Below are 13,323 nucleotides of genomic sequence, written 5' to 3' on the forward strand. Positions count from 1 at the left end.
GAGGTCTCCTCGCTTGTTGAGAACAAACGAAGAACATTCCAAATCCTACATTGCAAGCGGGTGCCCGAACGCCGCCCCTTTCGTCATTCCGGCGAAAGCCGGGATCTCAGGCCGCATCGCACTATCGCAAGACTTTGGTCGAGCGCGCGCCTGCGCGAACGCAAAAAGGCCGGGCACCCGGCCCGGCCTTTCGCGTCTCGATGCAGCCGGGGTCAGACCAGCCGGCTCTGCCGCACCGCCGCCTGGATGAAACTGGCGAACAGGGGATGGGGATCGAAGGGCTTCGACTTGAGCTCAGGATGGAACTGCACGCCGACGAACCAGGGATGGTCCGGCCGCTCGACGATCTCGGGCAGCGAACCGTCCGGCGACATGCCCGAGAAGACCAGCCCGCCTTGCTCGAGCACCGGCTTGTAGGCGGTGTTGACCTCGTAGCGATGGCGATGGCGCTCGCTGATTTCCTCCGCTCCGTAGATCGACGCGACCACCGAATTGCCCCCGAGCTTCGCGGGATAGGCGCCGAGGCGCATCGTGCCGCCCAGGTCGCCGCCCGCCTCGCGCGTCTGCAGGCCTTCCGAGGTCATCCACTCGGTGATCATGCCGACCACCGGCTGCTCGGTCGGGCCGAACTCGGTGGTGGAGGCGTCGGCTACGCCACCGGCCCGGGCGCCCTCGATACAGGCCATCTGCATGCCGAGGCAGATGCCGAAGAACGGCACGCTGCGCTCGCGGGCGAACTTCACGCCGGCGATCTTGCCCTCGCTGCCGCGCTCGCCGAAGCCGCCGGGGACGAGGATGCCATGCAGCGGCTCGAGCGCCGCGGTGATCTCTTCCTCCTTGTCGTGCTCGAACAGCTCGGCGTCGAGCCAGCGGATATTGACCTTCACCCGGTTGGCGATGCCGCCATGCGTGAGCGCCTCGGTGAGCGACTTATAGGCGTCGGGCACGCCCATATATTTGCCGACCACGCCGATCGTGACTTCGCCCTCGGGATTGAGGACGCGGTCGACGATCTCTTCCCAGCGGCTGAGGTCGGGCGAGCCCTGGACGTCGATGCCGAAGGCCTTGAGCACTTCGACGTCGAGGCCCTCGGCATGATATTGGAGCGGCACGCCGTAGATGCTCGGCGCGTCGAGCGCCGGAATGACCGACGAGGCGGGCACGTTGCAGAACAGCGCGATCTTGGCGCGGTCGCTCGCCGGCAGCGGCTTCTCGCTACGGCAGACGATCACATCGGCATGGACGCCGAGCGAAGCGAGCTCGCGCACGCTGTGCTGAGTCGGCTTGGTCTTCAGCTCGCCGGCAGCGGCGATGTACGGCACCAGCGTCAGATGGACGCTGACCGACTGGTTGCGGCCCAGGTCGTTACGGAGCTGGCGGATCGCCTCGACAAAGGGCAGCGACTCGATGTCGCCGACGGTGCCGCCGATCTCGCACAGCACGAAATCGAGATCCTCGGTATCTTCCTGGGCGAACGCCTTGATCGCATCCGTCACGTGCGGGATCACCTGGACGGTGGCGCCCAGATAGTCGCCGCGGCGCTCGCGCTCGATGATCGTCTTGTAGATCCGGCCCGAGGTGATGTTGTCCGACTGGCGCGATGCGACGCCGGTGAAGCGCTCATAATGCCCCAGGTCGAGATCGGTCTCGGCGCCGTCGTCGGTCACGTACACCTCACCATGCTGGTGCGGCGACATCGTGCCGGGATCGACGTTGAGATAGGGATCGAACTTGCGGATGCGGACCCGATAGCCACGCGCCTGGAGCAAAGCCGCGAGGCTCGCCGCCATGAGACCCTTGCCTAGCGAGGAGACCACGCCGCCGGTGATGAAGATATACCGCGCCATGGGAGAAAACGCCTAACGTGAATGGGCGCGCACCGGCAAGCGTGCGACTCACGCCGGTGCGCAGATTTTTTGTGGACAGGCCCCGGACGCGCCGGGGCCGGCGAAGCTTATTGGGCCAGCGGAACCGTGCTGTTGCCCTGCGCCGGCGACGGCGCGGCCGGAGCCGTGCTGTTGCCCGGGGCGAACGGCACCGCGCCACCCGGAGGCGCCGTGGTCGGCAGCGCCTGCGGCGCCGCGGCCGGCGCGGCGCGCTGGAGCGAGGCGTCGATCGTCGCGCCGTGGCGATTCGCGGCCAGGAAGGCCAGCAGGATCGACATGGCGATGAACGCCGTGGCGAGGATCGCGGTGGTGCGCGTCAGGAAGTCCGCCGCGCTGCGCGCCGACATCAGGCCCGAGGGGCTGCCGCTCGAGGTGAGGCCGCCGCCCTCCGACTTCTGCAGGAGAATCACGCCGACGAGACCCGCGGCGATGAAGGCCTGGACGATGAGCAGGAAGGTGAACATGAAATGCGCGGACCTCTTGAAGAAAGGCGGCACATAGGGGAGCCGCCCGCTCCGATCAACCGTTGGAAGGCCCAGCTGGCCCCGCCGGTTCAACAAAGCCGTAACATTTCGCATCCGGACTGAAACCGGATCGGTTCACGCGCGTTATGAGCTTCAGCCCCGGCGTATCGGGGGCAAAACAACAGAGTAGATGCCGTGAACGCAATGACCGACAGCTCGCTTTCTTCCTGGAAGAACACGCTCGTCGACTATGTGCGATCGGGCGAACCGGACCTGACCAATCGGCAAATGGCGCTGCTGATGCTCGTCTATCTGGATCCCGGCCCCCATACCGTGCGCGGATTGGCCCGGGCTTTGAACGTCTCGAAGCCCGTCGTCACGCGTGCCTTGAATCGTCTGGGCACGCTCGGCTATCTGCGCCGTCAACGCGACGATACCGACAAGCGGAACATCTTCGTCGCAAAGACCGCGGAAGGGGCAGAGTTTCTTGCAGAATTCGGGCATTTCCTCACTGGCCAGCACATCGAGCCAGTCGCCCGCAGGGCCAGCGCGTAAGCGTTTCTCGCTGAAGGGCCGTTCGGTTCCCATCGATCCCAGGGTCGATGCCGTTCGTCGTGACCTGGCAGACGTACGTCTGGCGGATCGGGTGTTCGCACCCCATTATGCGGCGCCTATGCCTCGCATCATCGCCTCGCCCATAGCGCTCCATGCCGGCCCCAAGCCCGATTCGGAGACTCTCGCCCAGCTTTCGGCGGGGGATTCGTTCGAAGTGCTCGAATTCGCCGGCGACCACGCCTGGGGCGTCGCGCCCGGGCACAATCTGGTCGGCTATGTGCCCGCCGCGATGCTGGAGCGCCCGGCGGCATGACGATTCGCGTCTTCATCGACGGCGCCGTGGGCACCACGGGCCTGGAAATCCGCGAGCGGCTCGACGGCCGCGAGGGGATCGAGCAGATCATCCTGAGCGACAAGGACCGCAAGGATGCCGCGAAGCGCGAGGATGCGCTCAATTCGGCGGACTTCGTGATCCTCTGCCTGCCCGACGACGCCGCGCGCGAGGCGGTGGAGATGATCAAGGCCGCCAAGGTTCGCGTGATCGACGCTTCGAGCGCGCACCGCGTGGCCGATGGCTGGTCCTATGGCTTTCCCGAGCTGGAACCCGGCCAGGCCGCCCAGATCGCCGAGGCGGCGCGAGTCTCCAATCCGGGCTGCTATCCCACCGGCTTCCTCGCGCTGGTCCGCCCGCTGATTCGCGCGGGCCTGGTGCCGCACGACCATCCGCTGACCGTCAACGCGGTCTCCGGCTATTCGGGCGGCGGCAAGTCGATGATCGCCGAGTTCGAGGATGCGGGCGCGCCGAATCACACCGGCACCGCGTTCCGCAACTATGGCCTCAACCTCGCGCACAAGCATGTGCCGGAGATGACCAAGCACGCGCGCATCGTCCATCCGCCGATCTTCCAGCCGGCGGTGGCGCGGACCTATCGCGGCATGCTGGTCGAAGTCCCCCTGCCCCTTCAGGCATTCACGCGCCGGCCGTCGCTGGACGCCATCGAGAATGCGCTGCGCGAGGCATACAGGGATTCGCCGATCGTGCGGGTGCTGCCCGGCGACGCGGCGACAGTGTGCATCGAGGAGGACGCGGGAACCGATCGGCTTTCGCTGCGGGTCTTCGGCAATCCCGAGACCGGCCAGGCACGGCTGGTGGCGACCCTCGACAATCTCGGCAAGGGCGCGGCCGGCGCGGCGGTGCAGAACCTCAACATCATGGCGGGGTTCGACCAGACCGCGGGACTGGTGCTGTAGGACTTGTTTGCCTGCGGGTTTAGCTGGGCCGGGCGTGATGCCCGGCCTTTTCCTTAGTTCGCGCCGAGATGCTTTCACGCCGGCCAAAGCCGGGATCTCGTGCGGCAATGCGATGCGGCTTGAGATCCCGGTCTTCGCCGGGATGACGAATGGGGCAGCGCCGGCCAGGCACACAACGCCTCCGCGCGCTCTGCGCCAACCGCCTTGTCTCTGCGCGAACCGCCTTCCGCTTCTTCGTCGCGTCATAGCGTCGTTGCGCGAACAAACCCCCTCCCCGGCTTGCCGTTGCCACCGGTTACCTTAGCTAGGACCGGCCACCCGGCCTTGATCTTTGCGCCTCATTGGTGTCTCGCGGGCCCGAAACGACGACAGAGAGGCGATCCATGCGACAGCCCGCGGGCAAATTGCTTTTGTTCGGTGCCACCGGCGACCTTTCCCAGCGGATGCTGCTCCCCTCGCTTTATGGTCTTCATGCCGACGGCCTGCTGCCCGAAGGGCTGACCATCACGGGCACCGCCCGCTCGGACTATGACGATGCCGGCTTCCGCGCATTCGCCCGCGAAGCGCTCGATCATTTCGTGCCGGCCGACAGGAAGGATGACAGCGCTGTCGGCAGCTTTCTCGAGCGGATCTTCTATCAGCGGCTCGATGCCTCGAAGACGGAAGGCTTCGCCGCGCTGGCCGAGAAGCTCGGCGACATCTCCAGCGGGCTCGCCATCTTCCTGTCGACCGCACCTTCGCTGTTCGGGCCCACGATCAAGGGGCTCGAATCCGCCGGGCTGACCGGCGCCAATGTCCGCATCGGGCTGGAGAAACCGCTGGGCGTCGACCTCCAGTCGAGCCGCATCGTCAACGACATCGTCGCCGAGGCGTTTCCGGAGGATCGCACCTTCCGGATCGACCATTATCTGGGCAAGGAGACGGTGCAGAACATCCTGGCGCTGCGCTTCGGCAATTCGCTGTTCGAGCCGGTGTGGAACGCGCAGGGGATCGATCATGTCCAGATCACCGTCTCCGAGACGGTCGGCCTCGAAGGTCGCGCGGGCTATTATGACGATGTCGGCGCGCTGCGCGACATGGTGCAGAACCACATGCTCCAGCTGCTCGCGCTGATCGCGATGGAGCCGCCGGCCCGCTTCGACGGCACCTCGATCCGCGACGAGAAGGTGAAGGTGCTGCGCTCGCTGCGCCCGGTCGCCGGGGCCGATGTGCCCAACCTGACCGTGACCGGCCAATATGGCGGCGGCGCGGTGAAGGGCGAGATCGTGCGCTCCTACGACACCGATCTGGAAAAGCCCTCGGACACCGAGACCTTCGTCGCGATCAAGGCGCATGTCGATAATTGGCGCTGGCACGGCGTGCCCTTCTATCTGCGCACCGGCAAGCGGCTGGCGGAACGGCGCAGCGAGATCGTGATCCAGTTCAAGCCGGTGCCGCACTCCATCTTCGAGGATCGCGGCGGCGCGCTGAAGCCGAACGTGCTGGTGATCCGCCTCCAGCCCGAGGAATATATCCAGCTGCTGGTGATGGCGAAGGAGCCCGGGCTCGACCGCGACGGCATCCGCCTGAAGGAAGTGCCGCTGAACCTGAGCCTGGAGCATGAGTTCGCCGGCACTCGCCGCCGCATCGCCTATGAGCGGCTGTTCCTCGACCTTATCGAAGGCGATCCCACGCTGTTCGTGCGCCGCGACGAGGTGGAGGCGCAATGGGCGTGGATCGACGCGATCCGCGAAGGCTGGAAAGCCGGGAATGTGAAGCCCAAGCCCTATGCCTCGGGCAGCTGGGGTCCGAGCGCCGCCATCGCGCTGACCGAGCGCGACGGCGTGACGTGGAACGAGTGAGTTGCCGTAAGGCAGTGCCGCGAACTTAACCGTCCCCCCGCCTTCGCGGGGATGACGAACATGGGATATTTGGCGCGAGACGATCGTCGGGCAGTTCGGCAGGACGATGATTTTCGAGCCGGGAATACCCATCTGAAACGCAAGGAACGAACATGACGACCGAAATCGAATGGTGGGACTATGACAGCGCCGACGAGATGGCAGAGGCCGTCGCCGGCGACATCGGCTTCATCATCGAGAGCGCGATCGACGCGCGCGGCGCTGCGGTGATCGCGCTGGGCGGGGGCAAGACCCCGCTGCCGATCTACGAGAAGCTGGCCGGCGCCAAGATCGACTGGAAGCGCGTGACGATCCTTCCCGGCGACGATCGCATCGTGCCGCTGGGCGATCCGCTCTCCAACGTCACCGCGATCGGCAAGATCTTCATTCCCAAGGGCGCGCGGGTGATCCCGCTGGTGAGCGACAAGGCGCCGGACTACAAGGCAGCGGGCCGCTCGGCCGACGCGCTGCTCCAGGACGTGCACTGGCCGCTGGATCTCTGCCTGCTCGGCATCGGCACCGACGGGCATTGCGCCTCGATCTTCCCGGGCCCCGATTTCGACGAGGCGCTGAACGGACCGAAGGAGCGGCGCGCGCTGGGCGTGATGCCCGATCCCCTGCCGCCGGAAGCGCCGGTCGCCCGCGTGACTTTGTCGCGCGCCGCCATCGTCTCCGCCCGCGCGCTGATGATCGCGATCACCGGCGAGGCGAAGAAGGAAGTGCTGGAAGCGGCGATCGAGCAGGGCGCTTCGTCGAGCTATCCGGTCGGCCGCGTCCTCGCCGATGTCGAGCTGCCGGTGGATATCCACTGGGCGGCATGACGCCTTGCCCGGTTCCCGGCAAAGCCAGCCCCGAGCGTCCGCCCCGCGGGCGCTCGCGGCGGCCGGGGCCCGGTCGCGATGTCGTTCGAGAGGTTCGGGCGCCTCGACAATCAGCCCGATATCGGGCCCCGGCCGCAGCCGGGGAGCAGCCAGTACAAGCGGAATAGGCACATGACCCAGCTCCACACCGAAATCGCCGCCGTCACCGATCGGGTGATCGAACGCTCCAAGGCGCGCCGCCGCGCCTATCTCGCGCTGGTCGAGGCCGAGCGCGAGTCGGGCAACGACCGGCCCAAGCTCGGCTGCGCCAATCTCGCCCATGCCTATGCCGGCACCGATGAGCAGCGCGACCAGCTGAAGGCCGGGCACTCGATGAATATCGGCATCGTCACCGCCTATAACGACATGCTGTCGGCGCATGCGGTCTATTACCGCTATCCCGAGCAGATGAAGGTCTGGGCGCACGAGGCCGGGGCCACCGCGCAGGTGGCGGGCGGCGTGCCGGCGATGTGCGACGGCGTGACCCAGGGCTATCAGGGCATGGAGCTCTCGCTGTTCAGCCGCGACACGATCGCGCTGAGCACCGCGGTCGCCCTCTCCCACCGCACCTTCGAAGGCGCGGCGCTGCTCGGCATCTGCGACAAGATCGTGCCCGGGCTGGTAATGGGCGCGCTGCGCTTCGGCCATCTGCCGATGGTGCTGGTGCCGGGCGGCCCGATGCGCTCGGGCCTGGCCAACAAGGAGAAGGCGCGGATCCGCGAGCTCTATGCCGAGGGCAAGGTGGGCCGCGACGAACTGCTCGACGCCGAGATCGCCGCCTATCACTCCAAGGGCACCTGCACCTTCTACGGCACCGCGAACTCCAACCAGATGATGATGGAGGCGATGGGCCTGCACATGCCGGGCGCGGCCTTCGCCAATCCCGGCACCAAGCTACGCCAGGAGCTGACCCGCGCCGCCGTCCACCGGCTCGCCGAGATCGGCTGGAACGGCGACGACTATCGCCCGATCGGCCATGTCGTCGATGAGAAGGCGATCGTGAACGCCGCCATCGTGCTGCTGGCGACGGGCGGCTCGACCAACCATCTGATCCATGTGCCGGCGTTCGCGCGCGCGGCCGGGATCACGATCGACTGGGACGATTTCGACCGGCTCTCGCGCGTGGTGCCGCTGCTGGCGCGCGTCTATCCCAACGGCTCGGCCGATGTGAACGGCTTCGAGGATGTCGGCGGCCCGACCTTCGTGATCCGCGAACTGCTCCGCGCCGGGCTGATGCATGCCGACACGCTGACTGTCGGCAAGGGCGGCATGGCGGACTATGGCCGCAAGCCGGAGATGGCCGGCGACGAACTGATATGGGTCGATCACGGCGCCGAGAGCGGCGACGACACCATCCTGCGCACTGCCGAGGCACCTTTTTCGCCCGAGGGCGGCTTCCGCATCCTCAAGGGCAATCTGGGCCGCGCCTGCATCAAGGTGAGCGCGGTGGAGCGCGAGCGCTGGACGATCGAGGCGCCGTGCCGCGTCTTCCAGGACCAGGCCGAGGTGCAGCAGGCCTTCAAGGCGGGCGAGCTCGATCGCGATGTGGTGGTGGTCGTGCGCTTCCAGGGCCCCAAGGCCAATGGCATGCCCGAGCTGCACAAGCTCACCCCGCCGCTGGGCGTCCTCCAGAATCGCGGATACAAGGTCGCGCTGGTGACCGACGGGCGGATGTCGGGCGCGAGCGGCAAGGTGCCTTGCGCGATCCATCTCAGCCCCGAGGCGCTGGGAGGCGGGCCGATCGGCAAGCTGCGCGACGGCGATGTGGTGCGGCTCTGCGCCGAGACGGGCGAGCTGAGCGCGCTGGTCGACGCAGCGGAATGGGACGCGCGCGCGCATGTGGCGCCGCCCCCGCCGGCGATCGGCACCGGCCGCGAGCTGTTCGCGATGCTGCGCCACCATTGCGACGAAGCCGAGCAGGGCGCTTCCGCGATGCTGGCCGAAGCAGGGCTTTAAGCCAAAGCCGTCATCCCGGCGAAAGCCGGGATCTCGTGCGGCTCTCGCCCCGCGCCTTTGCCTCAGATCCCGCCTTTCGCCGGGACGACGGAAATATCACGGGACGGTTGTCCTTTACTTCTGCGTCGCACGGGGGAAGAAGGGCGCAGCCGGGCATGGCAACGTTGACAGGCCCAGGCGGATGAGAGGATCAGGAGCCCGAATGGAAGTCGTCGCGGTCGATATCGGGGGCACGCACGCCCGCTTCGCCATTGCCGAAGTGGCAAAGGGCCGCGTGGTCTCGATCAGCGAGCCGATCACACAGAAGGTGGCGGAACATGCCAGCCTGCAGCTCGCCTGGCAGGCCTATGGCGAGACGCTGGGTCGGGACTTGCCCAAGGCGGCGGCGCTGGCCGTGGCCTCGCCGGTGGGCGGCGACATCATCAAGCTCACCAACAATCCCTGGATCATCCGTCCTGCCCTGATCCCCGAGCGGCTGGGCGCCGACAGCTGGACGGTGGTCAATGATTTCGAGGCGATCGGCCATGCCGTCGCGCAGATGGGCGAGGAGCATTTCCTCCATCTGTGCGGGCCGGACCAGGCGCTGCCGGAAAAGGGGTCGATCACCGTGTGCGGCCCCGGCACCGGCCTGGGCGTGGCCCAGGTCTTCCGCCACCGCGCCGGATATGACGTGATCGCCACCGAAGGCGGGCACAGCGATTTCGCGCCGCTCGACCCGATCGAGGATGCGCTCGTGAAGCGCCTGCGCAAGACCTATACCCGCGTCTCCAAGGAGCGCGTGGTGGCCGGCCCGGCGATCGTCTCGCTCTATGAGACGCTGGCGGAGCTCGAGGGCAAGCCGGTCCACCGGCTCGACGACAAGGCGATCTGGGGTCTCGCGCTGGAGGGCAAGGACGAACTGGCGGTGGCCGCGCTCGACCGCTTCTGCCTGAGCCTGGGCGCAGTTGCCGGCGACCTGGCGCTGTGCCACGGCCCAAGCGGCGTGGTGATTGCCGGCGGTCTGGGGTTGCGACTCAAGGACCATCTGTTGCAGTCGGGCTTCGGCCAGCGGTTCGTCGCCAAGGGCCGGTTCCAGGGGCTGATGTCTTCCATTCCGGTGAAGCTCATCACGCACCCGCAGCCGGGCCTGTACGGCGCCGCCGCGGCGTTCGCGCAGGAGCATGCCCTTTGAATATCGAAGCCATCATGAAGACCGCGCCGGTGATCCCGGTGCTCGTGATCGAAGACGCCGCCACGGCCCGGCCGCTGGCGGAGGCGCTGGTGAAGGGCGGCCTGCGCGTGCTCGAGGTGACGCTGCGCACCGGGGCCGCACTGGAGGCGATCGCCGAGATGAAGAAGGTCGAGGGCGCGATCGTCGGCGCGGGCACGGTGGTGAACACCGAGCAGTTCGAGCAGGTGATGAAGGCCGATGCCGAGTTCATCGTCTCGCCGGGCCTGACCGACCGGCTGGGCGACGCGATCGTGCGCAGCGGCGTGCCTTATCTGCCGGGCGTGGCCAATGCCGGCGACATCATGCGCGGGCTCGACCTGGGCCTGGCGCATTTCAAGTTCTTCCCGGCCGAGACTTCGGGCGGGCTGAAGGCTCTGAAGGCGCTCGCCGCGCCCTTCTACCAGTGCAAATTCTGCCCGACCGGCGGCATCTCGGCCGCGACCGCGCCGGAATGGCTGGCGTTCGATCCGATCCTGTGCGTCGGCGGCTCCTGGGTCACCCCCAAGGGCGCGAGCTACGAGCAGGTCGAGGCACTGGCGCGCGAAGCGGCGACGCTGAAGGGCTGATCGCCTGAGACCCCGGCTTTCGCCGGGCGACGGCCCTCAAACAAATATCGTATCCCGGCGAAAGCCCGGGATCTCGGGCGGCTCCATTCCCGAATGTCGTCGAACAATCGCGCCATTCGGGATTGGAGCGCTCGATCCACTCGAGCTTCCATTCTCGCCTCCACTCCTTGAGCGAGCTTCTCGCGACGGATCGCGTCGTCGATCATGTCATGGGGCTCGGGCTGGAAGCTGTACCGAGCGCGGAATTTCGAGCCCTTGCCTTCGCGGTGCTGCTGGACGCGTTGGGCGGGCGAGGCTGCGACCCCGATGCACGGCACGCCGTGCGACTTGTGGTCCAGCCGGCCGCCCTGCCCCTTCATCGCCCGAGATCCCGGCTTTCGCCGGGATGACGGTATAGTAGCCATGGCCGCACATCTGGGACGGAATGCCCCATTTCCATCGCGGGCTATCCACACCACATACCCGCCATGGAAAAGACCGGCACACCCTCCGCCCATGCCATCGCGATGCGCGACGAGAAGCGGCGGACGGCGGCGGAGATGGGGATCGACGATGCCTATGTCTCCGAGCTGGTCGAGCGCTTCTATGGTCGCGTGCAAGCCGATCCGGTGCTGGGCCCGGTCTTCGGCGCGCGGATCACCGATTGGGAGCCGCATCTCGCCCAGATGAAGCGCTTCTGGCGCTCGGTCCTGTTCAGCAGCGGCGAGTATCTGGGGCGGCCGATGCCGCTGCACCTCGCCATGCCGGGGCTCGATAAGCCGATGTTCGCGCGCTGGCTCGACCTGTTCGCCGCGACCCTGGCCGAGATCGGTGGCGGGGACGCCGCCGAGCATGTCCATGAGCGCGCCCGGAGATCGCGAACAGCTTCCTGAACGGCATCGCCGTCCACCACCACGGCAAGCTTGGATTGGGGCCGGGCGAAGGCTTCGCCTGAAGCCGTACCCGAACCCTCTCGTCAGTTCTTGCCGGCCTTGGCCTCCGGACGCGCCGGCGGGCTGCTCGAGGCCGCGGCGCGCAGCGCATCGTCATACCAGGTCGCGAGATCGCGGTGCATCTCGGGCAGCGTGTCCGGATTCAGATACACCATGTGCCCGGCATGATAGTAAGTGAAGCGGATGTTCTTCTGGAGCTGCGAATCCAGCAACATGTGGCTGACATCGAACTCCGCGCCGTAAAAGGGCGTGGCGAAGTCGAAATAGCCGTTGATGAACAACACCTTGAGATAGGGATTGGTGCGCATGGTATAGGCGAGGTCGACGGCGCTGTCCGGCGCCAGATGGGTACCGTCGCCCGGCGCGCGATGCTTCCAGTCCCATTCGAAGCCCGGGCCCCGCGCGCTCATGCGATAGGGCATGTCCGTCTTGTAGCCGAGCACGCGCGTCGCATAGTCTTGGAACGTCGCGACAAAGGCACCCGAGACCGCGGTCGAGGCGGGATCGTCCTCGGGGCTGTCGGCATTGGCATCGGTAACGTTCAGCAGGTAGCGGGAGTCGAGCCGGCCCACGGCCAGGCGGCGATCCCGCAGCAGCTCGGTCTGGAAGCGCGGCAGAGTGAGGCGCAGGTCGGCGCGCAGGATATAGGCTTGGCCGATGCCGGTATATTCGGCCATCTTTGCCGCGACCGCGGCCTTTTCCTCCGGCGAGATCGTCGATCCCTTGGCCAGCGCCGCGGCATAGGGGCCGCTGGTGAAGGCTCGCACTTCGTCGAGAAAGGCGCCCAGGTCCGCCGGGCGGTTCTGCAGGCGGTTGTGATACCAGGCCGTCGCCGCCATCGTCGGGAACAGGGTAAGATAATTCTGGTCATAGCCCGGCTGGCGCACGCCATAGTTCATGATCGTCGAGAACTGGACGATGCCGTTGAGGCTGAGGCCCGCGGATTCGAGCTTGGCGGCAACCACCGGGTTGCGCAGCGTGCCATAGCTTTCGCCGAACAGGAATTTCGGGGAGGCCCAGCGGTTGAACTTGCTGGTGTAGCGCAGGATCGCGCGGGCGAAGCCATCGGCGTCCTGGTCGACGCCCCAGAAATCCTTGCCGGTCTTGTCGCCCAGCGGCCGCGACCAGCCGGCGCCGATCGCGTCGACGAACACCATGTCGGTCTTGTCGATCAGCGAATGGGAATTGGGGCCGAAGCCATAGGGTGCTGGGCGGATATATTCGGGATTGGCGGTGGTCACGCGCACCGGCGCGAAGCTGCCCATGTGCAGCCAGATCGTCGGTGAGCCAGGGCCGCCATTGTAGAAGAAGGTAACCGGGCGCGGCCCCTTCCCCACCCCATCCCGGGTATAGGCGGTGTAGAAATAGGATGCGGTGGGCTTGCCCTCGTCATCGCGGACGGTGAGCGTGCCGGCGGTGGCGGTATAGGCGATGTTCTGCCCCGCCACCGTCACGGCGCCATGGCTGACCGCGCTGGCTTCCGCGACGGGCGGACGCGCCCATGCCGCCTCGGCCTCCGCCTTCAGCTGCTCGCGATAGCCCTGCCCCTTGGCGGCCGGCGGCTCGGCCTTGTCCTGTGCCCAGGCCGGCGCGGCGGTGGCAAGCAGAAGGCTGGGCAGGACAAGGCGATGCATGCGGCGATTCCCCGGTTTCGTAGCGATGACGAAACAATGTTACACGCCGCGATTTGGGAGACAAGCGGACGGGGATGTCCTGCGGATATCCCTCGCCGGGGAAGCGGCACGGCGGAATGCAGATCCACC

The 13,323-nt window shown here is 67.0% G+C and carries 12 protein-coding genes; 9 read left to right on the forward strand and 3 right to left on the reverse strand.

Features of this window, described 5'->3' with window-relative positions; genetic code table 11:
* Positions 1 to 212: 212 nt before the first annotated feature.
* Positions 213 to 1,847, reverse strand: a complete 1,635-nt coding sequence (locus OMP43_RS07625) for a CTP synthase (protein ID WP_280279121.1) — start codon at positions 1,845 to 1,847, stop codon at positions 213 to 215.
* 107 nt (positions 1,848 to 1,954) lie between these two features.
* The gene (gene secG / locus OMP43_RS07630) at positions 1,955 to 2,350 is read right to left on the reverse strand and encodes a preprotein translocase subunit SecG (RefSeq protein ID WP_280279122.1); all 396 of its coding nucleotides are present in this window, start codon (positions 2,348 to 2,350) and stop codon (positions 1,955 to 1,957) included.
* A 204-nt stretch (positions 2,351 to 2,554) separates the two neighbouring features.
* On the opposite strand from secG, the gene OMP43_RS07635 reads away from it, so the two are divergent.
* From OMP43_RS07635 to OMP43_RS07675, 9 genes are all read left to right on the forward strand, one after another.
* Positions 2,555 to 2,905 (forward strand): MarR family transcriptional regulator, encoded by a 351-nt coding sequence (locus tag OMP43_RS07635; RefSeq protein ID WP_086129485.1) that lies wholly within the window; start codon positions 2,555 to 2,557, stop codon positions 2,903 to 2,905.
* A 118-nt stretch (positions 2,906 to 3,023) separates the two neighbouring features.
* Positions 3,024 to 3,218 carry a hypothetical protein gene (locus tag OMP43_RS07640; RefSeq protein ID WP_280279123.1) on the forward strand — a complete coding sequence of 65 codons (195 nt, stop codon included), beginning with the start codon at positions 3,024 to 3,026 and terminating at the stop codon, positions 3,216 to 3,218.
* Positions 3,215 to 4,156, forward strand: coding sequence for an N-acetyl-gamma-glutamyl-phosphate reductase (gene argC / locus OMP43_RS07645; protein ID WP_280279124.1), 942 nt, complete (start codon positions 3,215 to 3,217; stop codon positions 4,154 to 4,156). The genes OMP43_RS07640 and argC overlap by 4 nt, the downstream gene beginning before the upstream one ends.
* Positions 4,157 to 4,539: 383 nt before the next feature.
* Positions 4,540 to 5,997 (forward strand): glucose-6-phosphate dehydrogenase, encoded by a 1,458-nt coding sequence (gene zwf / locus OMP43_RS07650; protein WP_280279125.1) that lies wholly within the window; start codon positions 4,540 to 4,542, stop codon positions 5,995 to 5,997.
* 152 nt (positions 5,998 to 6,149) lie between these two features.
* Positions 6,150 to 6,857, forward strand: a complete 708-nt coding sequence (gene pgl / locus OMP43_RS07655) for a 6-phosphogluconolactonase (protein WP_280279126.1) — start codon at positions 6,150 to 6,152, stop codon at positions 6,855 to 6,857.
* A 171-nt stretch (positions 6,858 to 7,028) separates the two neighbouring features.
* Positions 7,029 to 8,852, forward strand: a complete 1,824-nt coding sequence (gene edd, locus OMP43_RS07660; protein ID WP_280279127.1) for a phosphogluconate dehydratase — start codon at positions 7,029 to 7,031, stop codon at positions 8,850 to 8,852.
* 202 nt (positions 8,853 to 9,054) lie between these two features.
* On the forward strand, positions 9,055 to 10,023 hold the full coding sequence (gene glk, locus OMP43_RS07665) for a glucokinase (RefSeq protein ID WP_280279128.1): 969 nt from the start codon (positions 9,055 to 9,057) through the stop codon (positions 10,021 to 10,023).
* Between the two features lie 14 nt (positions 10,024 to 10,037).
* On the forward strand, positions 10,038 to 10,628 hold the full coding sequence (gene eda, locus OMP43_RS07670) for a bifunctional 4-hydroxy-2-oxoglutarate aldolase/2-dehydro-3-deoxy-phosphogluconate aldolase (protein ID WP_280279284.1): 591 nt from the start codon (positions 10,038 to 10,040) through the stop codon (positions 10,626 to 10,628).
* A gap of 467 nt (positions 10,629 to 11,095) precedes the next feature.
* Complete coding sequence (locus OMP43_RS07675) at positions 11,096 to 11,500, forward strand: group III truncated hemoglobin (protein WP_280279129.1); 405 nt, start codon at positions 11,096 to 11,098, stop codon at positions 11,498 to 11,500.
* 83 nt (positions 11,501 to 11,583) lie between these two features.
* On the opposite strand, the gene OMP43_RS07680 is transcribed toward OMP43_RS07675, so the two are convergent.
* Complete coding sequence (locus OMP43_RS07680; RefSeq protein ID WP_280279130.1) at positions 11,584 to 13,194, reverse strand: peptidase S10; 1,611 nt, start codon at positions 13,192 to 13,194, stop codon at positions 11,584 to 11,586.
* Positions 13,195 to 13,323: the final 129 nt, after the last annotated feature.

This window comes from Sphingomonas sp. CBMAI 2297 (assembly GCF_029870595.1).
Taxonomy (GTDB): domain Bacteria; phylum Pseudomonadota; class Alphaproteobacteria; order Sphingomonadales; family Sphingomonadaceae; genus Sphingomonas.

Bases quoted from the DNA above. Each gene is read 5' to 3' on its own strand.
- glk (WP_280279128.1), top strand. From the start codon at position 9,055: ATGGAAGTCGTCGCGGTCGATATCGGGGGCACGCACGCCCGCTTCGCC.
- edd (WP_280279127.1), top strand. From the start codon at position 7,029: ATGACCCAGCTCCACACCGAAATCGCCGCCGTCACCGATCGGGTGATC.
- OMP43_RS07640 (WP_280279123.1), top strand. From the start codon at position 3,024: ATGCCTCGCATCATCGCCTCGCCCATAGCGCTCCATGCCGGCCCCAAG.
- zwf (WP_280279125.1), top strand. From the start codon at position 4,540: ATGCGACAGCCCGCGGGCAAATTGCTTTTGTTCGGTGCCACCGGCGAC.
- secG (WP_280279122.1), bottom strand. From the start codon at position 2,350: ATGTTCACCTTCCTGCTCATCGTCCAGGCCTTCATCGCCGCGGGTCTC.
- eda (WP_280279284.1), top strand. From the start codon at position 10,038: ATGAAGACCGCGCCGGTGATCCCGGTGCTCGTGATCGAAGACGCCGCC.
- OMP43_RS07635 (WP_086129485.1), top strand. From the start codon at position 2,555: ATGACCGACAGCTCGCTTTCTTCCTGGAAGAACACGCTCGTCGACTAT.
- OMP43_RS07625 (WP_280279121.1), bottom strand. From the start codon at position 1,847: ATGGCGCGGTATATCTTCATCACCGGCGGCGTGGTCTCCTCGCTAGGC.
- pgl (WP_280279126.1), top strand. From the start codon at position 6,150: ATGACGACCGAAATCGAATGGTGGGACTATGACAGCGCCGACGAGATG.
- OMP43_RS07675 (WP_280279129.1), top strand. From the start codon at position 11,096: ATGGAAAAGACCGGCACACCCTCCGCCCATGCCATCGCGATGCGCGAC.
- argC (WP_280279124.1), top strand. From the start codon at position 3,215: ATGACGATTCGCGTCTTCATCGACGGCGCCGTGGGCACCACGGGCCTG.
- OMP43_RS07680 (WP_280279130.1), bottom strand. From the start codon at position 13,194: ATGCATCGCCTTGTCCTGCCCAGCCTTCTGCTTGCCACCGCCGCGCCG.